The organism is Streptomyces sp. NPDC002825, assembly GCF_040295385.1.
In the GTDB taxonomy this organism is placed as follows: domain Bacteria; phylum Actinomycetota; class Actinomycetes; order Streptomycetales; family Streptomycetaceae; genus Streptomyces.
This window is the reverse complement of the sequence record NZ_JBEOVH010000045.1, coordinates 1-22227: the sequence shown is the minus strand read 5'-3', so window position 1 is coordinate 22227 and position 22227 is coordinate 1. Positions and strand designations below refer to the sequence as shown.

19 protein-coding genes are annotated in these 22227 nt (G+C 73.6%); 6 read left to right on the top strand and 13 right to left on the bottom strand.

What is annotated here, in order from left to right; translation table 11 throughout:
• Positions 1-60: 60 nt before the first annotated feature.
• On the top strand, positions 61-1635 hold the full coding sequence (locus ABT041_RS36030; RefSeq protein ID WP_351192624.1) for an alpha/beta hydrolase: 1575 nt from the start codon (positions 61-63) through the stop codon (positions 1633-1635).
• Positions 1636-1690: 55 nt separating this feature from the next.
• On the opposite strand, the gene moeZ is transcribed toward ABT041_RS36030, so the two are convergent.
• From moeZ to ABT041_RS35970, 12 genes are all read right to left on the bottom strand, one after another.
• Positions 1691-2869: an adenylyltransferase/sulfurtransferase MoeZ gene (gene moeZ, locus ABT041_RS36025; protein WP_351192621.1), complete on the bottom strand. Its 1179-nt coding sequence runs from the start codon at positions 2867-2869 to the stop codon at positions 1691-1693.
• A gap of 70 nt (positions 2870-2939) precedes the next feature.
• Positions 2940-3686, bottom strand: a complete 747-nt coding sequence (locus ABT041_RS36020; protein ID WP_351192618.1) for a spherulation-specific family 4 protein — start codon at positions 3684-3686, stop codon at positions 2940-2942.
• Positions 3674-4645: an NAD-dependent epimerase/dehydratase family protein gene (locus ABT041_RS36015; protein ID WP_351192615.1), complete on the bottom strand. Its 972-nt coding sequence runs from the start codon at positions 4643-4645 to the stop codon at positions 3674-3676. The genes ABT041_RS36020 and ABT041_RS36015 overlap by 13 nt, the downstream gene beginning before the upstream one ends.
• Positions 4646-4833: 188 nt before the next feature.
• The gene (locus tag ABT041_RS36010; RefSeq protein WP_351192613.1) at positions 4834-6252 is read right to left on the bottom strand and encodes a hypothetical protein; all 1419 of its coding nucleotides are present in this window, start codon (positions 6250-6252) and stop codon (positions 4834-4836) included.
• A 13-nt stretch (positions 6253-6265) separates the two neighbouring features.
• The gene (locus ABT041_RS36005) at positions 6266-7912 is read right to left on the bottom strand and encodes a glycosyltransferase (RefSeq protein ID WP_351192611.1); all 1647 of its coding nucleotides are present in this window, start codon (positions 7910-7912) and stop codon (positions 6266-6268) included.
• A 191-nt stretch (positions 7913-8103) separates the two neighbouring features.
• Entirely contained in the window at positions 8104-9741 is a 1638-nt protein-coding gene (locus tag ABT041_RS36000; RefSeq protein ID WP_351192608.1) for an ABC transporter ATP-binding protein, read from the bottom strand.
• On the bottom strand, positions 9738-10727 hold the full coding sequence (locus ABT041_RS35995) for an ABC transporter permease (protein ID WP_351192605.1): 990 nt from the start codon (positions 10725-10727) through the stop codon (positions 9738-9740). Before ABT041_RS35995 ends, ABT041_RS36000 begins: the two co-directional genes overlap by 4 nt.
• A complete protein-coding gene (locus ABT041_RS35990) occupies positions 10724-11701 on the bottom strand; it encodes an ABC transporter permease (RefSeq protein ID WP_351192603.1) in 978 nt (325 codons plus the stop codon). The genes ABT041_RS35995 and ABT041_RS35990 overlap by 4 nt, the downstream gene beginning before the upstream one ends.
• The gene (locus ABT041_RS35985; protein WP_351192600.1) at positions 11698-13425 is read right to left on the bottom strand and encodes an ABC transporter substrate-binding protein; all 1728 of its coding nucleotides are present in this window, start codon (positions 13423-13425) and stop codon (positions 11698-11700) included. Before ABT041_RS35985 ends, ABT041_RS35990 begins: the two co-directional genes overlap by 4 nt.
• Before the next feature lie 158 nt (positions 13426-13583).
• Complete coding sequence (locus tag ABT041_RS35980; protein ID WP_351192598.1) at positions 13584-13679, bottom strand: Ms4533A family Cys-rich leader peptide; 96 nt, start codon at positions 13677-13679, stop codon at positions 13584-13586.
• Between the two features lie 102 nt (positions 13680-13781).
• Positions 13782-15356: a DUF3152 domain-containing protein gene (locus tag ABT041_RS35975; protein ID WP_351192595.1), complete on the bottom strand. Its 1575-nt coding sequence runs from the start codon at positions 15354-15356 to the stop codon at positions 13782-13784.
• 8 nt (positions 15357-15364) lie between these two features.
• Complete coding sequence (locus ABT041_RS35970; protein WP_351192593.1) at positions 15365-16330, bottom strand: alpha/beta fold hydrolase; 966 nt, start codon at positions 16328-16330, stop codon at positions 15365-15367.
• A gap of 139 nt (positions 16331-16469) precedes the next feature.
• Between ABT041_RS35970 and ABT041_RS35965 the strand changes: the two genes are divergently transcribed.
• The 4 genes from ABT041_RS35965 (at position 16470) to ABT041_RS35950 (ending at position 18299) form a co-directional block, all read left to right on the top strand.
• Complete coding sequence (locus tag ABT041_RS35965; RefSeq protein WP_351192590.1) at positions 16470-16685, top strand: Rv3202a family protein; 216 nt, start codon at positions 16470-16472, stop codon at positions 16683-16685.
• 165 nt (positions 16686-16850) lie between these two features.
• The gene (locus ABT041_RS35960; protein WP_041131117.1) at positions 16851-17510 is read left to right on the top strand and encodes a TetR/AcrR family transcriptional regulator; all 660 of its coding nucleotides are present in this window, start codon (positions 16851-16853) and stop codon (positions 17508-17510) included.
• A 127-nt stretch (positions 17511-17637) separates the two neighbouring features.
• Positions 17638-17865: a DUF3107 domain-containing protein gene (locus tag ABT041_RS35955; protein WP_351192588.1), complete on the top strand. Its 228-nt coding sequence runs from the start codon at positions 17638-17640 to the stop codon at positions 17863-17865.
• Between the two features lie 164 nt (positions 17866-18029).
• Positions 18030-18299 carry a hypothetical protein gene (locus ABT041_RS35950; RefSeq protein WP_351192586.1) on the top strand — a complete coding sequence of 90 codons (270 nt, stop codon included), beginning with the start codon at positions 18030-18032 and terminating at the stop codon, positions 18297-18299.
• A gap of 57 nt (positions 18300-18356) precedes the next feature.
• On the opposite strand, the gene ABT041_RS35945 is transcribed toward ABT041_RS35950, so the two are convergent.
• Positions 18357-19079: a ferritin-like fold-containing protein gene (locus ABT041_RS35945; RefSeq protein WP_351192584.1), complete on the bottom strand. Its 723-nt coding sequence runs from the start codon at positions 19077-19079 to the stop codon at positions 18357-18359.
• A gap of 486 nt (positions 19080-19565) precedes the next feature.
• On the opposite strand from ABT041_RS35945, the gene ABT041_RS35940 reads away from it, so the two are divergent.
• Positions 19566-22055, top strand: coding sequence for a DEAD/DEAH box helicase (locus ABT041_RS35940; protein ID WP_351192582.1), 2490 nt, complete (start codon positions 19566-19568; stop codon positions 22053-22055).
• Positions 22056-22227 lie beyond the last annotated feature (172 nt).

Below are 22227 nucleotides of genomic sequence, written 5' to 3'. Positions count from 1 at the left end.
CGCCACCCGCTTGGCCCCCCGTCCCGCGCGGGGGCCCGGGCGGCGGACCACGATGGGCCTATGCCGATCTCCGCCGCCCAGCGCGCCGCTCTGCTGACCGCCACCACCGTGCTGCTCGCCGCCGGCTGCTCGGACGCGGGCGGCGAGTCGGCGGACCCGGTGAAGCCGACCGGCACGGCCGGGCTCTCGGGGCTGACCGCGCAGAAGCTGTCCTGGGCGCCGTGCCCGGCGCCGTCCGCCGCCGAGGGCGGCGGCGCCCCGCCCTCCCCGCTGCCCGGCGGCACCGTCTGGGAGTGCTCCTTCCTCCAGACCCCGCTCGACTGGTCGGCGCCGGAGGGCGAGACCATCGAGCTGGCCCTCATCCGCGCCAGGGCCCGTGACAGCGCCCGGCGGATCGGTTCGCTGATCTTCAACTTCGGCGGGCCCGGCGGCTCCGGCATCACCGGCCTGCCCGGTTTCGCCGACGACTACGAGTCCCTGCGCGGCCGCTACGACCTGGTCTCCTTCGACCCGCGCGGGGTCGGCCGCAGCGACCCCGTCGAGTGCGCCACCGACAAGGAGCTCGACGCCTACTACGCCCTGGACTTCATGCCCGACGACACCGCGGAGGAGCGGACGCTGTCGGACGCCCAGAAGCGCTACGCGCAGGGCTGCGAGCGCGACGCGGGCGCGGCCCTGCCGCACGTCGGCACCGAGAACGCCGCCCGGGACCTGGACCTGATGCGCCAGGTCCTCGGCGACGAGAAGCTGCACTACTTCGGCATCTCGTACGGCACCGAACTCGGCGGCGTCTACGCCCACATGTTCCCCGAGAACGTCGGCAGGGCCGTCTTCGACGCGGTCGTCGACCCGGACGCGGGCGTCGAGGACGGCGCGATCGGCCAGGCCAAGGGCTTCCAGCTCGCCCTGGACAACTTCGCCCAGGACTGTGTGGACCGGGCCGACGAGTGCACCCTGCCCGGCAGCAGCGTCTCCGAGATCGAGGCGGGCATCACCGACCTCCTCACCGCCCTCGACAAGGAGCCCATCCCCGGCATCGGCTCCCGCAAGCTGACCCAGACGCAGGCCACCAACGGCATCGTGCAGTCCCTGTACTCGAAGGAGTTCTGGCCGTATCTGGAGCAGGGGCTCGACGCGGCCGACGGCGGCGACGGGGCGCTGCTCCTCTCGCTGTCGGACTCGATGAACGGGCGCGGCGAGAACGGCTCGTACAGCAACATCCAGGCCGCGAACGCCGCCATCAACTGCGTGGACTTCAAGGAGCGCTACACCCTGGGGCAGGCCAAGGAGCGGCTGCCCCAGTTCCGCGAGGCCTCCCCCGTCTTCGGCGACTTCATGGGCTGGGCGCTGGCGGGCTGCTCGCAGTGGCCGGTGCCCGGGATCTGGGAGCACCCGGACGTCTCGGCGCCGGGCTCGGCGCCGATCCTCGTCGTCGGGAACACCGGCGACCCGGCCACCCCGTACGAGGGGGCGCGGGCGATGGTGAACGCGCTCGGCAAGGGCGTCGGCGTGGAGCTGACGTACGAGGGCGAGGGCCACGGCGCCTACAACGGCGGGAGCGCGTGCGTGAAGAGGGCCGTGGACCAGTACCTGCTCGACGGCAAGGTCCCGGCCTCGGGCACGGTCTGCAAGTGAGGACGGAAACGGGAAGGCCCCGGACCTCGGGTCCGGGGCCTTGCCTGCTCGCGTCTCAGTAGACCGGCTTCTCGGGCTCGATCTGGTGGACCCAGCCGATCACGCCGCCGCCGACGTGGACCGCGTCCGCGAAGCCCGCGGACTTGAGCACCGCGAGGACTTCCGCACTGCGGACACCCGTCTTGCAGTGCAGGACGATCCGCCGGTCCTGCGGGAGGTCCTGGAGGGCGTTGCCCATCAGGAACTCGTTCTTCGGGATCAGCCGCGCGCCCGGGATCGAGACGATCTCGTACTCGTTCGGCTCACGGACGTCGATGATGTCGATCTTCTCGTCCGCGTCGATCCACTCCTTGAGCTGCTTCGGAGTGATCGTGGAGCCGAGCGCCGCCTCCTGGGCCTCCTCGGACACGACGCCGCAGAAGGCCTCGTAGTCGATGAGCTCGGTGACGGTCGGGTTCTCGCCGCAGACCGCGCAGTTGGGGTCCTTGCGGACCTTCACCTGGCGGTACTGCATCTCCAGGGCGTCGTAGATCATCAGGCGGCCGACCAGCGGGTCGCCGACGCCGGCCAGGACCTTGATGGCCTCGGTGACCTGGATGGAGCCGATCGACGCGCAGAGCACGCCGAGGACGCCGCCCTCGGCGCAGGACGGGACCATGCCCGGCGGCGGGGGCTCCGGGTAGAGGCAGCGGTAGCAGGGGCCGTACTCGGACCAGAAGACGGAGGCCTGGCCGTCGAAGCGGTAGATCGAGCCCCACACGTACGGCTTGTTCAGCAGCACGCACGCGTCGTTGACGAGGTAGCGCGTGGCGAAGTTGTCCGTGCCGTCGACGATCAGGTCGTACTGGCTGAAGATGTCCATCACGTTGTCGGCCTCGAGCCGCTCTTCGTGCAGGATCACGTTCACGTACGGGTTGATGCCGAGGACCGAGTCCTTGGCCGACTCGGCCTTGGAGCGGCCGATGTCGGACTGGCTGTGGATGATCTGGCGCTGGAGGTTCGACTCGTCGACCTCGTCGAACTCCACGATGCCGAGCGTGCCCACGCCGGCGGCGGCCAGGTACATCAGCGCCGGGGAGCCGAGGCCGCCGGCGCCGACACACAGCACCTTGGCGTTCTTCAGGCGCTTCTGCCCGTCCATCCCGACGTCCGGGATGATCAGGTGGCGGGAGTACCTGCGGACCTCGTCTACGGTGAGCTCGGTGGCCGGCTCGACCAGGGGTGGCAGCGTCACGGAGACCTCATCAATACAGCTGGTCGGGATGAGTACGGTTGTTCTCCCCGTAACACTGCCACGCCCCTTCTCATTCCGAGACACCCATTCCGATCCGCGAGACGATTTCGTCCCAGTAGCCGGGCAGCGAGTGGAATGCGGTGGATTGTCCCGGACCCCCCGCGCGGTCGGTGAAGAAGATCGTCCCCGCCCCCTGCCAGCGGGCGATCCGCAGGGCCTCGTCCAGGTGCGTGCGCGGCACGCCGTGGACGAGGTGGACGAACTTCGCCTCCGTGTACTCGGCGGTCCACTCCGCCACCTGCGACCAGCGGTAGTCCACCCAGGAGCCGGCGAAGGTCACCAGCTGGTCGGCGGCCTCGGCGTACCCCGGGTGCGGGTGGGTGCCGTGACCGAGGACGAGGTGGGCCTCGCCGCCCAGCACGGTCTCCAGGGTGGCGGTGAGCCGCCGCGTCCCTGCCAGGTCGGCCCGGTCGGCGGGGGCGCGGTCCAGGTAGAAGCCGTCGACCTTGTACCAGTCGAGGAAGCGGTGGGCCTCGGAGACGAGCTCCCCGAGCGGGCGGGAGCCGTACGCGAGGTCCAGGTGTCCGAGGACCTTCACCCCGGCGTTCCGCAGCTTCCCGGCCGCCTCCAGGCAGTGCGGGTCGGGGCGGCTGCCGGGGCCGTCCGCCACGTTGAGCACGGCCCAGTGCAGCGGGGTCCCGGGGCGGGTCAGCTCGGCCCACTCGACGGGCGCGAGCAGCGGATGGGCGTAGCCGGGGACGCCGAAGCCGAGCGCCTGGACCGCGCCGGTGGCCGTGGTCGTCGTCAGATGCGACACGCCGCCTCCATCCAGATGTCGGCGAGGGACTCCTCCAGGTTGATCCGGGGCCGCCAGCCGAGCCGGTCGCGGGCGGTGCGGACGTCGGCCTGCTGCCAGGGCCCGCAGCCGTCGGGGTACGGGTACGGGGCGGAGCCCAGCTGGTCGGCGATGGTCCCCTCGGTGCGGGGGGCGCCGATCATCGGGCGCTGCGGGATGCCGTGCGGGCCGTCCAGCTCGTGCAGGTTGCCCGCGTAGCCCGCGACCCGGGCGAGGACGGCGGCGGCGTCCCTGAGCCGGACCGCGCGCCCGGTGCCGATGTTGACGACGCCCTGGGCGGCGGAGAGGGAGGCGGCGTGGACGGCCCGCGCCACGTCCCGTACGTCGACGAAGTCCCGCTGCACGCCGAGACCGCTGAGCTTGAGCTCGCCGTCCCCGGCCTGCATCGCGCGGCGCATCGCCTCGGCGAGGCGGCCCAGCGGGGAGCCGGCGGGCGTGCCGGGGCCGACCGGGGAGAAGACCCGCAGGACGACGGCGTCGAGCCCGGAGCCGAGGACGAGTTCGGTCGCGGCGAGCTTGGACACCCCGTACGGTCCGCCGGGGCGCGGGATCGCGTCCTCGGCCGTGGAGGAGCCGGGCTGGCTCGGCCCGTACTCCGAGGCGCAGCCGACCTGGACGAGCCGGGCCCCGCAGCCGCTGCGGCGCAGGGCCTCGCAGACGGTGGCGACGGCGACGGTGTTGTGCCGGGTCAGCTCGCGGGCGCCGCCGCGGGTGGCTCCGGCGCAGTTGACGACGACCCCGGGGTGGACGGCGTCCAGGAATCGGGTGAGCGCGCCGGGGCTGCCCGAGGCGAGGTCGAAGCGCACGTCGGCGTCGTCGCCCCGGCCGAGCGCGGTCAGGTGGACGGCCGGGTCGGCGAGCAGCCGGTCGGCGACGAAACGGCCGATGAACCCGTTGGCTCCGAGCAGTAGCACCCTCATCGTGCGGCCCCTGAGTGCCGACCGGCCGGTGCCTGGGGTGGAGGGGTCATGGTCTTCGTTCTCCTTGCGGGGTGATGAGAGAGGTGGCGGGGCACGCCCGCGGCGTCGGCTCCGCGGGTGTGGAGGGGTTCTTCACGGGCGGCTCGGCGGCTGGGGGTTGCTCTGGTCACCGAGACCGGGGCTGGCGGTCACCGGGCGGCGTGGGCCGATGCCCGGGTGAGGGTGCCGGTCGCGTGGGCCAGCAGGCCGAGCGCGGCGGCGCCGCAGACGAGGGTGGGTACGGCCTCGGGTCCCCAGGTCTCGACGAGGGCGCGCACCGGGGCGGCGAGCGCGTCGAAGCCGGGGACGGGGACGCGGGCGGCGAGGACGCTCGCGAGGGCGAGGGCCTCGCCGGCGGTGGCGGCGGCGAGGGCGGCGGCGGCCGTCTCGGCGGAGCCGTGGACGGTGAGGAGCCGGGCGAGCAGCAGGAGCGCCCCGAGGGCGAGGGCTCCGGGGCTGAACCCGGTGAGGGTGAGCAGGGCGGTGAGGGCGAGGAGTTGGAGGGTCACGGTGCCGAGGAGCAGCGGCCGGGTGGCGGCGGCGAAGTCGGCGAGGCCGCGGCTGTCGGCGAGGCGGCGGCGGGCGCGGCGGGCGAAGAGGTGGGCGCCCCAGGCGGCGGGGGCGACGGCGAGGGCGAGGCCCAGGAGCGGCGCGGGGTCGAGGGCCCAGGCCCCGTCGGGGCCGCCACTGAGGACCTCCTCCAGGAGTCCGTCGCCGCCGGCCGCGTAGGCCAGCAGCCAGAGGGTCCAGAGCCGGGCGGCGGGGACGGTCCCTCCGTCGGGCGCACGGAAGGGGCCCCGGCGCACGGCGAGCACCAGGGCGGCGCCGAGGGCGAGTGCCCCGGCGGCCCCGACGGCGAGCCGCACGGGCCCGTAGGTGAGGGCGAGGCCGAGTCCGGTGAGCCCGGCGACCCCGCCGGGGGCGAGGACGGCGAGCGCCCAGGGCGCACGGGCCGGCTCCGGCTCCGCGAGGGGCGCGGGCTTCTCCTGGCCGCGGGGCACGCGCGCGTACAGCTCTTCGGCGAGCGAGAACACGTCCCGGTGCCGGAAGCGTGCGGCGGTCCGGTCGGTGAAGCCCTGCGCTTCGAGTCCTGCGGCGATCTCCAGGGGGTCGACGGCCCGCTCGCAGAGCTCCCGGTGCCGGTGCATGAGCACCTTGACGGGGTCGGCGTTCCCGCGGCGGGGGCGGGGGGCGGCGGGCGGCGGGCCCGCCGGGGCGGTCTCCGGCTCCGCACGCCACGCTGCACCCCGCACCGGGGAGCCGCCGTGGTCGGCGGGCCGCCGCCCGGACACGGCTTCCGGCACGGCATCGGGCCCGCCCGCCGGTGCGCGGCGCGCGTCCGGGGACTCCGGACCCGGCTCCGGGGCGGGCCGGGCCGTGGCCGGTCGTGCGGGTCTCGGCGTGGTCTCTGCCGGGACCGGGGCTATCCCGGAGGGGGCGGCGTCGTCCTCGGGGGCGGGCGCGCGCAGGTCCAGGCTGCCGGCGGCGGTGAGGGCCGGGGTGCCGAGGAGGGCTTCGGAGCGGGCGTCCCAGGCTCCGGGGCTCGTCGGGGCGGCGGAGCCGCGCATGGGTGTGCCTCCTTCAGGCATCGGGGGCTCCTGTCCCCGCGGTCACGGCCTTGTGCGCCCAGCTGCCCGGCACATGGGCCTCGGCCGGGTGGGCGAAGGGGACGCCGTCCCCGGGGCGGTGGCGCACCGGCGCGTGGGAGAGGAGTTCGAGGTAGATGCCGCGGAACGCGGCGAGGTTCTGTTCGACCGTGAAGAGTTCGAGCGCGCGGGCCCGGGCGGCCGCGCCGAGCCGGAAGCGGCGCTCGGGGTCGCGGAGCAGCGCGAGGCAGGCGTCGGCGAGCGCCCGGGGGTTGCGCGGGGGGACGACGAGGCCGGTGCCGCCGATGATCTCGACGACGGCGCCGACGTCGGTGGAGACGGTGGCCCGGGCGCAGAACATCGCCTCGACCAGGCTCGCGGGGAAGCCCTCGACGAGGCTCGACATGACGACGAGCGCGCCCGAGGCGTACGTGTCCTCCAGGGTGGGCGCCTCCGGGCCGCCGAGCTCCTCGAAGGTGACGGGGTTCTCGCCGACGGCGTGCGCTCCGGGGGCCTCGTCGGGGAAGAGCTGGGCCGCGAGCCCCTTGCAGTACGTGAGGTAGGCGCCGGCGCCGGGTTCTCGGACGGGCACGGCGACGATCCGGAGGCGGGCGTCGGGCTGCCGGGCGCGGATCTCGGCGAAGGCGTGGAGGAGGCCGATGAGGTCCTTGGCGGGTTCGACGCGGCCGACCCAGACGAGGGTGGCGGGGTCGCCGCTCTCCTCGTCCTCGCCGACCTCGGCGAAGCGTTCGGCTGCCATGCCGGGGTGGACGGTGCGGATGCGGGCCCGGTCGGCGCCGGACTTCTCCTGCCAGCGGCGGGCGTGGGCGTTGCCGGGGGTGAGGAGGGCGGCCTGCCGGTAGATCTCGCCGGCGAGCCGGCCGTGGAGGGCCGCGAGCAGGGCGCGGAGGGGGGCGGAGTGCTCGGCGCCGGCCGCGGAGAGGTAGTGGGCGCGGAGCGGGACCCCGTACTCGGTGACGAGCAGCGGGGTGCCGAAGAAGCGTTTGGCCAGCAGCCCGGGAAGGGCGGTGGTGCCTCCGGCGGCGGCGTGGCAGAGGTCGGCCGCGCCGAGCGCGTCGTCGCCGTACCAGTCGAGGGAGAGGGGGCGCAGGGCCCGCTCCAGGTGTTCGGCGAAGGCGAGGTGGTCGCGGAGTCCGGCGGCGGCCGCGCCCCGGCGTGCGCCGGGCGCACGGCAGGCGGCCTCCAGGGCGCGGACGGCGTCGTCGGAGCGGAGGGCACCGGGCAGTCCGCCGCGCTGGCGGGCGAGTTCGGCGAGGGCGTAGAGCCCTTCGGCGAAGGCGGTCGCCCCCTCCTCGGCGGGGGAACTCGCGTCGCCCTCGGCGCAGAGTCCGGTGGCGAGCCGGTGGTAGGCCTCGGTGAAGCGGCGCCGCTCGTGGCGTCCGTAGGCCCGGCGGGAGGCGCGGTGCCCGCAGCCGGCCGGGGCGGTGTCGGCTCCGCCGGGGTCGGTGGTGCGGACCACGCGCGCGTTCGACGGCAGGGGCGGCGGCGGGGTGTCGGTGCGGGCGAGGGCGTAGAGGTCGAAGCGGTGCTGTCCGAGCCCGCGGACGAGCCGTTCGCACCACCGTCCGGACTCACCCGTGGCGTACGGGTAGCCACCGTCCGTGAGCAGTCCGATCCGCACGTGTGCACCCCCGATCTCCCTTGACGGCGGTCACCGGCGGCTCCGGTGACTCACAGCGGGAAGAACGTAAGCGGAGACACCGGTGGTGCGACGGACGGTTGTCCGTCGCACCACCGGAAGGGGTGAATGCACGTAACTTTCCCACCACGGTCGCGTTCTGTCGCGCTACGCGGTGGAAAGGTCACGGAGCGTCAGGCGGCGGCCAGCTCCTGGCGGCGTTCCCGGCGCTCCGCCGCGAGGACGGGGTCGAGCGAGGGGACGGCGGCGAGCAGCCGGCGGGTGTACGGATCCTGGGGCGCGCCGTACACCTCGGCGACGGTGCCCTGTTCGACGACCCGGCCCCCGCGCATGACGGCGACCCGGTCGCTGACCTGCCGGACGACCGCGAGGTCGTGGGCGATGAAGACCAGTCCGAGGCCCAGTTCGGCCTGGAGCTCGGCGAGCAGCGCGGTCACCTGGGCCTGGGTGGTGACGTCGAGGGCGGAGACGGGTTCGTCGCAGACGACGATCCGGGGTTCGGCGGCCAGCGCGCGGGCGATGCCGACGCGCTGGCGCTGGCCGCCGCTGAACTCGTGCGGATAGGCCTCGTACCGGTCGGGGTCGAGCCCCACCCGGTCGAGCAGTTCGCGCACCCGGCCCCGGATCCGGGTCTCGTCCCGCTCCCCCGCCACGCGCAGCGGGTCGGCGATCGACTCGCCGACGGAGCGGCGCGGGTTGAGGGAGGCGACCGGGTCCTGGAAGACCATCTGGAGCTCGCGGCGGTACGGGCGCAGCTCCCGGTCGGGCAGGGCGCCGATCTCCCGGCCGCCGTACCGGAGTTCGCCGCCGGTGGGGTCGAGGAGCCGGACGAGCATCCGGCCGAGGGTGGTCTTGCCGCTGCCGGACTCGCCGACGACGCCGAGGGTCTCGCCGGCGCGGACGGTGAGGGAGACCCCGTCGACGGCGGTCACGGCGCTCTTGCCCCGCCCGAACTCCCGCCGCAGGCCGACCGCTTCGAGCAGGACCTCGCCCTTCTCGGCGGGGGTCCGTTCCGGGCCGTCGAGCCGGGGCACGGCGGAGAGCAGGCTGCGGGTGTACGGCGCCGTGGGCGCGCCGAGCACCTCGCCGACGGGTCCGCGCTCGACCTCGCGTCCGCCGCGCATGACCAGCACCTCGTCGACGCTCTCGGCGGCTACGCCGACGTCGTGGGTGACGAGGAGCAGCGCGGTGCCGGTCTCGCGCCGCAGCTCGTGCAGCAGGTCGAGGATCTGGGCCTGGACGGTGACGTCGAGGGCGGTGGTGGGTTCGTCGGCGACGAGGAGTCGCGGCTCGCAGGCGAGGGCCATGGCGAGGAGGGCGCGCTGGCGCATGCCGCCGCTGAACTCGTGGGGGCGGGAGCGGGAGCGGCGGGCCGCGTCGGGGATGCCGACCCGGTCGAGGACCTCGACGGCGCGGGCCCGGGCGGCCTTTCCGGATACCGGATGGTGGATCCGGTACACCTCGGCGATCTGGTCGCCGACGGCGTAGTAGGGGTCGAGGGCGGACAGCGGGTCCTGGAAGACCATGGCGGCGACCCCGCCGCGCAGCCGCCGAAGCTCGGCGGGGGTGGCGGCGGCGACGTCGATGCCGTCGACCCGCACGGTGCCGCCGACCCGCGCTCCGGTGCCCCGGTGGAGGCCGAGGAGGGCGCCTGCGACGGTGGACTTGCCGCTGCCGGACTCGCCGACGAGGGCGAGCGCGCGGCCCTCGGCGAGGGTGAAGGAGAGTCCGTCGACGGCCCGGGCGCCGCCGTCGAACTCGACGGTGAGGCCGTCGACCTCCACGAGCGGAGTGGTGGTGCGGAGCGTCATGTCAGGGCGACCCTTCGGTCGGCGAGGGCGTAGAGGAGGTCGGCGACGACGTTCGCGAGGACCACGGCGACTCCGGTGAGGAGCACGATGCCGACGACGATCGGCAGGTCGATGTGGCGGACGCCGTCGATGAGGGTCTTGCCGAGGCCGGGGATGCCGAAGAGCGACTCGGTCAGCACGGCCCCGCCGAACATGGTGCCGAGGTCGATGGCGCTGAGCGCGATGACCGGCGGCACGGCGCCGCGCAGCGCGTGGCGGGTGACGACGGACCGCTCCCCCACCCCGTACGCGCGGAAGGTGCGGATGTGGTCCTCGGCGAGCGTCTCCAGGGTGGAGCTACGGGTGAGCCGGGCATACTTGGCGGATTCGAAGAAGCCGAGGGTGAGCCAGGGCAGCAGCATGTTCCAGGCCCACTGCTCGGGGTCCTCGCCGAGCGGCACGTACGTCGGGAAGGGCAGCCACTGGAGGTAGGCGCAGACCGCCATGAGCAGCAGCAGGCCCAGGATGAAGACGGGCGTGCCGGTGCCGGCGAGGGTGAGGACGGTGAGGGTCCGCTCGGTGAGTCCGCCGCGCCGGAGCGCGGAGAGCAGTCCGGTGCCGATGCCGACGACGAGCCAGATCACCATGGCGCCGAGGGCGAGCGAGGCGGTGGCGGGCAGCCGGTCCAGGATGAGTTCGGTGACCTGCTGGTCGGTCTGGTACGAGAGGCCGAGGCAGGGCGCGTCGCAGTGCAGGACTCCGGTGCCGGTGGAGTAGTCGCGGCCGGCGACGACGCCCTGCAGGAAGTGCAGGTACTGGGCGAACACACTCTGGTTCAGGCCGAGTTGTTCACGGACCTGGGCGATCTGCTGCGGGTTGCAGCGTTCGCCGCAGGCGAGCCGGGCCGGGTCGCCGGGCGCGACGTAGAACAGCGCGTAGACCAGGACGGAGAGCGCGAGGAGGACGAACACGGCGCCCGCGAGCCGCTTCAGGACGTAGCGGGTCATCGGGAGGTCTCCTTTCGCGTGCCCACGCCGAGCCGGCCGGCCTCGCGCGGGTCGAGGGCGGTGCGGACGGCGTCGCCGAGGACGGTGAAGGCGAGCACGGTCGTGAAGAGCAGTCCGGCCGGGAGCAGCACGTACGCCGGGTCGGCCCGGAACCAGGTCTGCGCGGTGGACAGCATCTGCCCCCAGGACGGGGTGGGCGGGGTGACGCCCACGCCGAGGAAGGAGAGCGAGGCCTCGAACACGATGTTGGTGGGGACGAGGATCGCCGCGTACGTGATGACGGGCGCGGCGAGCGAGGGCAGCAGTTCGCGCCGGGCGGTCCGCCACCGTCCCGAGCCGGTGAGCCGGGAGGCGGCGACGAAGTCCAGGCCCTTGAGGGTGAGGGTCTGGGCGCGCACGATCCGGGAGGTGCCGGCCCAGCCGAGCAGCCCGATGACCAGGATCAGCAGCAGCGGGCGGGGGAAGTCGCGGGGCACGACGGCGGTGAGCGCGATGGCGAGCACGAGGAACGGCAGCGCGAGGAAGACGTCGGTGATCCGGCCGAGGGCCCCGTCGACCCAGCGGTTGCCGAGTCCGGCGGCGAGGCCGACGAGCAGTCCGACGAGGACCTGGACGACGGTGGCGCCGATGGCGACGAGCAGCGAGATGCGGGCGCCGTACAGGAGCCGGACGAACAGGTCGCGGCCGGTGCCGGGTTCGACGCCGAGCCAGTGGTCGGCGCTGATCCCGCCGAAGGAGCCGTGCGGGACGCCGCCGCGTGCGGAGTCCACCAGCTCGTCGTGGTACGTGTGCGGGTCCTGGCCGGAGAGGGCCGCGAGCAGCGGCGCGGCGACGGCGAGCAGGACGAGCAGGGCGAGGACGGAGGAGGCTGCGAGGGCGGCGGGGCGGGTGCGGAGCCTCCGCCACACCTGCCGGGCGGCGCCCGTGGCGGGAAGGCCCGCCACGGGCGCCGGTGCCGCGGTCGTCGGGGTCACTTGACCGCGACCAGCGAGATGTCGAGGACGCCGGTCCAGTCGCTGATGACGACGTTCTTGATGTCCTTGCCGACGAGCCGCTTGTAGACCGGGTGGAAGAGCGGCACGTCCAGGGCCTGCTCGCCGATCTTCTTGTCCAGGGCGCCCCAGCGGTCGGCGGCGGCCTTGAGGTCGGTCAGCTTGTTGATCTCGTCGATCTCCTTGTTGACCGCCGGGTCGTTCAGCTGCGCGTGGTTGTAGTTGGAGCCGTTGGTGACGATCTGCCGTCCGTCGAAGATCGGCGCGAGGAACGGGCCGCCGGCCGGCCAGTCGGCGCCCCAGCGGGAGAGGAAGAGGCCGGGGGCGTCCTTGACGCTCCAGCGCTTCTCGTTGAAGGAGTTGGGCTCCTGTCCGTCGAGCTTGACGGTGATGCCGGCCTTGCCGAGGGCCTCCTGGACGGCGGTGGCGATCTCGGGGCTCGTGGTGCGGTTCTGCGCGGTGGAGTGCAGCAGGGTGACGGTCAGCCCGTTCGGGTAACCGGCCTCCTTGAGCAGCTCCTTGGCCTTCTCCGGGTTGCCCGTCTTGCCGGCCGGGAAGTGGTCGTACGCCGTGAAGCCGAAGGCCTTCTGCTCGGGCAGGAAGGTGGTGGCGGGCTCGGCGAGCGCGGAGCCGCCGGCGGCGTTGACGACGCTGGTGCGGTTGACGGCGTACGAGATCGCCTGGCGGACCTTCGGGTTGTCGAAGGGCTTCACCTTCGGGTTGAAGGCGATGTAGTTGGTGAAGCCGAAGTGGCCGGTGCCGACGCGGGCGGCGAGCGCCTTGTCGGAGCCGATCTGGGCGAGTTCGGCGGGGCCGAGGTTGGTGTCGGTGGTGACGGCGGCGGAGTCGGCGCCGGAGGAGGTGGCGAGCCGCTGGTTGATGACGGCCTCGTCGAGCCCGGACCTGACGTCGATCTTGTCGGGGTAGGCCTTGCGCTCCTCGTCGGTCCTGGGGTCCCAGTGCTCGTTGCGCTCCAGGACGAGGTGCTCGCCGTCGTTCTCGTTCTTGACGACCTTGTACGGGCCGGAGGAGACGGGGTGCTCCTCGTACTTGGCGCCGGCGTCCTTGGTCTTCGGGACGGGGGCGAACTGGGTCTGGGTGGCGACGAAGGGGAACTCGCCCTCGGGCTTCTTCAGCTTGAAGACGATGGTCCGCGCGTCGGGGGTCACGACGGACGCCAGCCCCTTCTTGTCCTTGTACGGGCCCTGGTAGGTGTCGCCGCCGACGAGCCAGTCACGCAGGTAGGGCGCGCCGCCGGAGAGCTCGGCCGCGAAGGAGCGCTCGATGCCGTACTTGATGTCGGCGCTGGTGATGGCCGTGCCGTCCTCGAACTTCAGGCCCTCCTTCAGCGTGTACGTCCACTCGGTGGCGTCCTTGTTGGGGCGGCCGGTGTCGGTGGCGAGGTCGGGGACGACCTGGGTGCCGGCGGCGCCCGCCTCGCGGTTGCGGGTGGTGAGCGTGCGGAAGACGAGGGAGGGGACGTTGCCGCCGCCGGAGGTGTAGAGGCGGGCCGGGTCGAAGTCGCTCTGGGCCTCGTTGTTGAGGACGGTCAGCGTGCCGCCCTTCTGCGGGGCGCCGCCGGCCTTCCCGGAGGCTCCGCCCTTGGCGCCGGCGTCCTCGGGACCGCAGGCGGCGGCGCCCGAGGCCAGGACGACACTGACGGCGGCCGCTGCCACGCGGCGGGAGATGACGGACGAATGGCGCATCGGAAAGAGACCTCTCGGGGGAACGGCGAGAACTGCGGGAAAGGGAAGGAGAATTCCGCAGGCGCGGGGAATCGGCCCGAAAGGGGGGAACGGCGCCTGCGGGAACGAAGTACCCGGGCGCGGCGAAAAACAGAAAGCCGACGAGCGCTCGGGCTGCGTCAGCTACAGAGAATGTCGGCGACCGTGTGTCCGGTCACGCCGAACAGCGCCAGCTCAAGGGCGGCGCTTTCGGAAACGGCGTGACGGTGCGACATGCCGAGAAATATGGACGAACGCGTGAGCGATGTCAACGCGCATCCGCCCGATCCCGAGACAACCGTCTCGGAATGCGGACAGCCACCCTCCGGACGGGGGGGTCAACTCGTCGGATACACCCAGGGGTTGGGACGGCACTTGATCCCGTCGATGTCCAGGGACTTCGTCTGCTGCTGCATCACCGGAGCGAGCGCGCCCGGTGTACGACAGCTCACATGACCGTGCCCGAGCCGGTGTCCGACCTCGTGATTGATGAGCATCTGGCGATAGGCGTACATCGCCTTCGGACCGAAGGTCGCCGAGCCCTGCGCCCAGCGGAACGCGTTGATCATCACGCGCTGGGTGGAGGCCGAGTCGCAGGAGACGTTGTCGACGGTGGTGTCGAGCCCGGACTTCTTGCACCACTCTCCGGTGGTGCCCGGACTGGCGAGGGTGATCACGAACTCCGGCTCGCCGCTGGAAATGCGCTCGAAGGTCATCTCGCCCTGGCCGGCCCAGCTGCGCTTGTCGTTGAGGGTCTTCTGCACGGCGTCGGCGAACAGCTGCGGATCCAGACCGATGCCCTTCTCGACGTCGACCCGGTAGCGGATCAGCCGCCCCTTGCCGGGCGCCTTCGCCAGGCCCGGCACGGCTTCGAAGTCCCCGGAGCCCTTCAGCTTCGGGTCGATCGGGAACTGGCGGGTCATCAGCTGCTCGTACGTCGGCGGGGTGACGGCCGGCGCCGGCTCCGACGGGACGGCCCGGTCGTCGGAACGGGACGCGGAGTCGTCCGTGGGCCGCTCGGTCGGCTCCGCGGCGCGGGTGACGGGCGGGGCCTCGTCCCGGTCGGCGACCTGCCCGGCGACGACGACCGCGAGCACGGTGGCGACGGCGGCGGCCGCGACGCCGGTGAGGGTACGCCCGACCCCGCTCCGCCCGGGGGCGGCCTCGGTCCCGTCCCCCTCCTCCTCATGACGGGGCCCGGGGATGAACGGCGCCTGGACCTCGCCCTGTTCGGGCGCGACGGTCCGGGTTCCCCCGTGCCGGGGCCCGACGGGCGCGGGCCGCGGCCCGAAGCCCTCGTCGTGCTCCGGGTGCCCACCCCGCACGGACCCCCCGAGCACGGGAACGCCGTGGGCGGGGGTGCCGGGGGTGGCGTGGGCAAGGGAGCCGTCGGCGGGGGCGGGGGTGCGGTACTGGGGGGTGCCGTGGGCGGGAGTACCGGGGGCGGACGGCCGGTACTGCGGAGTGCCGTGCGCGGGGGTGCCGGGGGCGGACGGCCGGTACTGCGGAGTCCCGTGCGCGGGGGTGCCGGGGGCGGACGGCCGGTACTGCGGAGTCCCGTGCGCGGGGGTGCCGGGGGCGGACGGCCGGTACTGAGGGGTGCCCTGCGCAGGTGCCCCGGGGGTCCGGTACCGCGGAGTGGTCCCCTGGCCGGGCGTCCCGTACTGCGGGGTGCCGTGCGCCGGGGTGCCCTGCGCAGGCCCGCCGTCGTACTGCGGCGTCCCGTACATCGGCGTGCCGTGGGCCGGCGTCCCGTACCCCTGGGGGGCCGGTCCGGCCTGGGCGGGGCCGGGTGTGGCCCTGCGGCGGCGGCCCGTGCCGGGCGGCGGGCCCGAGGGGGCCGGTTCGGCCGCCGGCTGTCGGCCGGTCTCGGACACCGAGGGCGCGGCGCCCTTGCGGCTATGTCGTCCCACGCCCCGGATCAGCTCCCGCCGTCTTCGGCGATCAGGTCCCGGAAGGCCTGGGCGACCGTCTCCGGGTACTCCATCATCGCCACGTGGCCCGCCTCGGGGAGGGTCAGCAGGCGCGAGCCGCGGAAGGCGGCGGCCGCCTTGCGGGCCATCCGGTACGAGACGAGTCGGTCGCGCCCACCGTAGACGAGGAGCGTCGGGGCGAGGACCCGTTCGGCCTGGCGCCACAGTCCGTGCTGCCCGCCGAGGGTGTACGCGTCGACGATGCCGCGCGAGGAGCGGGCCATGGCGTCCCAGAAGTAGGGGAGCTCCAGGCGCCGCTCCATCTCCTCGACGGCGTGCCGGAGGCCCTCCTCGGTGACCTGGCCGGGGTCCCCGTAACAGAGGGAGAGGACGCCCTTGACGCGCTGCTCGGCCGTCCAGTCCTTGGTGAGCCTCGCGAAGAACGAGGCGACGCCGGGCACCGCGAGCAGCGCGGTGGGCCAGGCCGTGCGCTGGGCCCGCAGCTCCGGCAGGGCCGGCGAGACGAGGGTGAGGGTGCGGACCAGGTCGGGCCGGACGGCGGCGACGCGGGTGGCGACGGCGCCGCCCATCGAGTTGCCGAGGAGGTGGACCGGTCCGCGTCCGGCGGCGTCGAGGAGCCGGATGACGGCGCGGGCGTGCCCGGTGACCGAGTAGTTGCCGTCGTCGGGCGGCGGGGAGTCGCCGAAGCCGGGCAGGTCGACCGCCTCGCCGTCGACGTGGTCCGCGAGCAGCGGCATCAGGGCGGACCAGTTCTGCGAGGAGCCGCCGAGGCCGTGCACGTACAGCGCGGGCGGCAGACCGGGGCGGTTCCCGGGCCGGGCGCGCACCGTGAGGGTGAGTCCGGGCAGCGCGACGGAGCGGAGCTCCTCGCCGTCGGCGATCCGTACGGCGCGGGTCCGCGACGTCGTCGGTGCGGCGGCGGTCCGGGTTTCCGGCAGCTCGGTCGAGGACATGGCCGCAATATTACGAGACGATCACGCGCCGTCGTGTGTGGGTGCGGTCACAGGTGCGTATGCGGCATGGCGCGTTCGCTCCTAGGCTCGAAGAGAGGGCCATCGGGAGCACCGCGACCCGCACCCCGGAAGGAACCGCATGACTGCCGATCCGAGCGAGCCGGACACATTCACCGAGGAAGAGGTCGACGTGCTGGACCAGGAAATCCCGGAGGCCGACGCTGCCGAGCAGCACACCGAACTCCAGCAGCGCGAGGACGAGCAGCCCACCCATCTCGAGCGCGACTCGGCGAACGAGGCCGACGCGTCCGAACAGGCGCGAGTCGTCGCCCTGGACGAGGACGACTACCGCTGAGCGGACGACTCCCCGCTGATTTGTTCGGTTTAATCTTGAATCGGCTGTCGACCTGGGCGTCCGGTCCGTGAAATTCTGCGTTCGCACCGCGCACAGCCGGGTTACCCAAAAGTACGATGGCGGCGCGGCGCGACAGCGCGCATGGATCGATTTTTGGGAGGCCGCGTGAGCGCCATCGAGCAGACAGAGGCAGCACGCCCTCGGGGCACGCGCCTGCCGCGACGTGCCCGACGGAACCAGCTGCTCGGCGCGGCCCAGGAGGTCTTCGTCGCCCAGGGGTACCACTCCGCCGCCATGGACGACATCGCCGAGCGGGCCGGTGTCAGCAAGCCGGTGCTTTACCAGCACTTCCCCGGGAAGCTGGAGCTGTACCTCGCCCTGCTGGACCAGCACTGCGAGTCCCTCCTGCTGGCGGTGCGCACGGCGCTGGCCTCCACCACGGACAACAAGCTCCGGGTCGCGGCGACGATGGACGCCTACTTCGCGTACGTCGAGGACGAGGGAGGCGCGTTCCGTCTCGTCTTCGAGTCCGATCTGACCAACGAGCCCGCCGTACGCGAGCGCGTGGACCGGGTCAGCCTGCAGTGCGCGGAGGCCATCTCCGATGTGATCGCCGAGGACACCGGCCTGTCGAAGGACGAGTCGATGCTGCTGGCCGTGGGGCTCGGCGGGGTCTCGCAGGTCGTCGCCCGCTACTGGCTGTCGAGCGGCTCCGGCATCCCCCGCGACAAGGCGGTCGGGCTGCTCACCTCGCTGGCCTGGCGCGGCATCGCGGGCTTCCCGCTGCACCCGGTCGACGGCCAGCTGAGCGCTGAGGGTCACTGAACATTCCCGGACGCTGTTCGCTCCTGGCGTGCGGCGGCTGACCCGTGCGGGTCCCCTCACCGGGCTAATGTGTGCAGCGTACGGCGCGGGTGTCCGCGCGAAGGCGACCGTTCGGAGGGACATAGCCGTGGAGGTCAAGATCGGCGTGCAGCACGCACCCCGGGAGATCGTTCTGGAGAGCGGGCAGTCCGCCGAGGAGGTCGAGCGCCTGGTGGCCGACGCGCTGGCCGGCAAGGCACAGCTGCTCAGCCTCGCTGACGAGAAGGGCCGCAAGGTCCTCGTTCCGGCCGAGAAGATCGCGTACGTGGAGCTCGGCGAGCCCGCCGTGCGCCGCGTGGGTTTCGGCGCGCTCTGAGCCCCGGATCGGACGGGAAAGGCCCGGTGGACTTCGGTCCACCGGGCCTTTCATATACCCGTTTGGCCACGTCAGGGGGTACGGGAGGATTGCGTTCCGAACGCCGGGGGTAGGACGCCCTTGACCGCAACACCCGCCCCGCACCCCTCGCGAGGTGATCCGCCGTGTTCCTGGAAGCCCTCGGCTCCGCTCTGCTCGGTTTCGCCCTGGCCTGGGCCGCCGTGCTCCGGCTGCCCGACCGCCTCCCCGTCCGGGCGATCGTCCTCGTCACCGGGACCCTCGGCGGTGTCTTCGGCGCGCTGGTGACGCACGGGGCGCTCGGCCCCGGCCACTTCCTCGCCACCCTGATCGGCGCCGTGGCCGTGGCGGCCGTACTGCTCTCGCTCCTGATCCGCCCGAGCTCCCGCCGCCTGCGCCGATCAGCCACCGTCTGAGCCGACCGGCCGGGGTTCAACCGCCGCCCGGCCGGTGCCCGGACATCCGTACCGGTCTCAGGCCGCGAGGCCCAGGGCTGCCATGCGCTTGGTGTGCGCCTCCGTGATCCGGGAGAACATCCGGCCGACCTCCGCGAGGTCGAAGCCGTCCGCCACGCCGCCGACCAGCATCGTCGAGAGCGCGTCGCGCTCGGCGACCACGCGCTGGGCCTGCGAGAGCGCCTCGCCCATCAGACGGCGCGCCCAGAGCGCGAGCCGGCCGCCGACGCGCGGGTCGGCCTCGATCGCCGCGCGGACCTTCTCCACGGCGAAGTTGCCGTGGCCCGTGTCGTCCAGCACCGCGAGGACGAGCCCGCGCGTGTCGGAGTCGAGGCGGGCCGCTACCTCCCGGTAGAAGTCAGAGGCGATCGAGTCGCCCACGTACGCCTTGACCAGGCCCTCGAGCCAGTCCGACGGCGCCGTCAGGCGGTGGAAGTCGTCGAGCGCCTTCGCGAAGGGCTCCATGGCCGAGGTCGGCTCGGCGTCGACGGCCGCGAGGCGGTCCCGCAGCCGCTCGAAGTGGTGGAACTCGGCCGAGGCCATCTTCGCCAGCTCCGCCTTGTCCGCGAGGGTCGGCGCCAGCTTGGCGTCCTCGGCGAGCCGCTCGAAGGCCGCGAGCTCTCCGTAGGCGAGGGCGCCGAGGAGGTCGATCACAGCGGCGCGGTACTGCGGCTCGGCGGAAGCCTCCGCCCAGTCCTTGGCGGCGATCCCGGTGGGTGTGGCGTTGTCAGGCGTCTCCATGGAGCGCACAATAGCCCGCTCGCGCGGCCCGGGAAGGCCCTGGTCAGTCAGTGTGACCGTGCCCTCATCACGATTTCTCCCAACACACATGCGCGAATCCGGGGTACAGTGATAAGGCGCCTGCTGAGTATGCGGACATGCTTTCGCACGTTCGGACGTATTCGGTGGGCCGACTCATGAATGAGGATGCCCGGTCGGTGGCCCGATCGGCTCCGGCCCGACAGCCCTTCCGGCGGACCCGCGGAAGGGTCACCCTCAGCGGTACGACGCTCGAGCGACGGCAGTGGTCCCGTGCCACCCGGCGGTGATCTCCCCTGATCCCGCCGGAGGATCCCGGCACGGTGAGACCCCCTTCGTTCGCCTCGCGCCGCGTCTCACAGAAGAGGCAGCACCCTGACTACGACTTTCCGAGAACTCGGAATCCTTCCCGAGACGGCCGAGGCCCTGGAGGCCGTCGGCATCGTCACCCCCTTCCCCATCCAGGAGATGACCCTTCCGGTCGCCCTCACCGGCACCGACGTCATCGGCCAGGCCAAGACCGGCACGGGCAAGACCCTCGGTTTCGGCCTCCCCATCCTGGAGCGCGTCACCGTCCCGACGGACGTCGAGGCGGGCCGGGCCAAGCCCGAGCAGCTGACCGACGCCCCGCAGGCGCTCGTCGTCGTCCCCACCCGCGAGCTGTGCCAGCAGGTCACCAACGACCTGCTGACCGCCGGCAAGGTGCGCAACGTCCGCGTGCTCGCCATCTACGGCGGCCGGGCGTACGAGCCGCAGGTCGAGGCGCTCCAGAAGGGCGTCGACGTCGTCGTCGGCACCCCCGGCCGTCTCCTCGACCTGGCCGGCCAGCGCAAGCTCGACCTGTCGCACGTGAAGGTCCTCGTCCTCGACGAGGCCGACGAGATGCTCGACCTGGGCTTCCTGCCCGACGTCGAGAAGATCATGAACATGCTTCCGGCGAAGCGCCAGACCATGCTGTTCTCGGCCACCATGCCGGGCGCCGTCATCGGTCTCGCCCGCCGCTACATGTCGCAGCCCACCCACATCCGGGCCACCTCGCCCGACGGTGAGGGCGCGACCGTCGCCAACATCAAGCAGCACGTCTACCGCGCGCACAACATGGACAAGCCGGAGATGGTCTCCCGCATCCTGCAGGCCGAGGGCCGCGGGCTGGCGATGATCTTCTGCCGTACGAAGCGCACGGCGGCCGACATCGCCGAGCAGCTGGAGCGGCGCGGCTTCGCCTCGGGCGCCGTCCACGGCGACCTGGGCCAGGGCGCCCGCGAGCAGGCGCTGCGCGCCTTCCGCAACGGCAAGGTCGACGTGCTCGTGTGCACGGACGTCGCCGCGCGCGGCATCGACGTCGAGGGCGTCACCCACGTCATCAACTACCAGTCGCCGGAGGACGAGAAGACCTTCCTCCACCGCGTCGGCCGCACCGGCCGCGCGGGTGCGAAGGGTACGGCGGTGACGCTGGTCGACTGGGACGACATCCCGCGCTGGCAGCTCATCAACAAGGCGCTCGGCCTCGACTTCCACGAGCCGGTCGAGACGTACTCCTCGTCCCCGCACCTCTACGAGGAGCTGAACATCCCGGCGGGCACCAAGGGCATCCTGCCCCGCTCCGAGCGGACCCGCGCGGGTCTGGGCGCGGAGGAGCTGGAGGACCTGGGCGAGCCCGGCGGCCGCCGTGGCCGTGCCCCGAAGGGTGCCGAGCGCGCCGAGAAGACCGAGGAGCGCCCGGCCCGCACGCGGACCCCGCGCCAGCGTCGCCGCACCCGTGGCGGCAGCGAGCTCGGCGACGCCCCGGCGACGACGGCCCCGGCCGTCGAGACCCCGGCGGACGAGGCTCCCTCCGAGGCCGGCCCGCGCACGCCGCGGCGCCGCCGGCGGACGCGGGTCACCGCGCAGGTGGCGGCCCAGGTCGACGCGCAGGCGGTCGAGACGCAGGCCGTCGAGGCTCCGGTCGCTCCTGTCGCCCCTGTCGTCGAGGCTCCGGTCGAGGTGCCCGTCTTCGAGGCCCCGGTCGCCGAGGCGCCCGTCGTCGAGGAGCCGAAGGCCCCCCGTCGCCGTGCCCGTGTCGCCCGCCCGGCCGCCGAGCCGGTCGCCGCCCCGGTCGAGCGGACCCCCGTCGCCCCGGAGCCGGCTCCGGCCCCGCGCCGCCGTCGTGCCCGGGTGGTGCGTCAGGTCGAGGAGACCGTGTCGTTCCAGACGCCCGAGACCGCCGCGGTCGCGCTGATGGCCAAGCGTTCCGTCGAGGCGCCCGTCGTCGAGGCCGCACCGGTGGTCGTCGAGGAGCCGAAGAAGGCGCCGCGCCGCCGCACGGCCAAGAAGGCCGTCGCGGAGCCGGTCGTCGAGACCGTCGCCGCCCCGGTGGCCGAGGCCGTCGTCGAGACCCCGGCCGTCGAGACCCCGGTCGCCGAGGTCCCCGCGCCGCGCCGTCGCCGCACGGCTCGCCGGCCCGCCGGTTCGCCGGTGACCGCCGAGGCGCCGGTGGCCGAGGCCCCGGTCGTCGAGCCTGCCCCCGCGCCCGTCGCGGAGGAGCCCGCGCCGCGCCGTCGGCGTGCGGCCCGCCGCCCCGCCGGGTCCCCGGTGTCCGCCGAGTCCGCCGGCGAGGTCATCATCGTGGCCGCGCCGGTCGCCGAGCCGGTCGTCGAGCCGGTCGTGGAGGAGGCCCCGAAGAAGGCCGCGACGCGTCGCCGGACGACGAAGAAGGCCGCGGCCCAGCCGGCCGCCGAAACGGTCTCCGCCGAGGAGGCCCCGAAGGCTCCCCGTCGCCGCACGACGAAGAAGGCGGTCGCCGCCGAGGCGCCCGAGGCCTCCGCGCCGAAGACCGAGCCGAAGGCTCCGGCACGGCGCCGCACGACCAAGAAGGCCGCGGCTGCGGTGGTCGAGGCGGCGGCTTCGGACGAGGCGCCCAAGAAGGCGGCGCCTCGTCGCCGGACGACGAAGAAGGCCGCGGCCCAGCCGGAGGCCTGACCCCACCCGAGCGGCCGGCCCCACCCGGGGACCGGCCGCTCGCCCGTACGCCCCCCTTGTGGGCCCGCGCCCCGCTGCCCGTGTGGGCAATCGTCCCGCAGGGCGGGACGGGTGGGCACACGGGACGGCGCCCTCAGCGGCGCCTCCGCGTTCCGAGCCTGGACCCGCACCC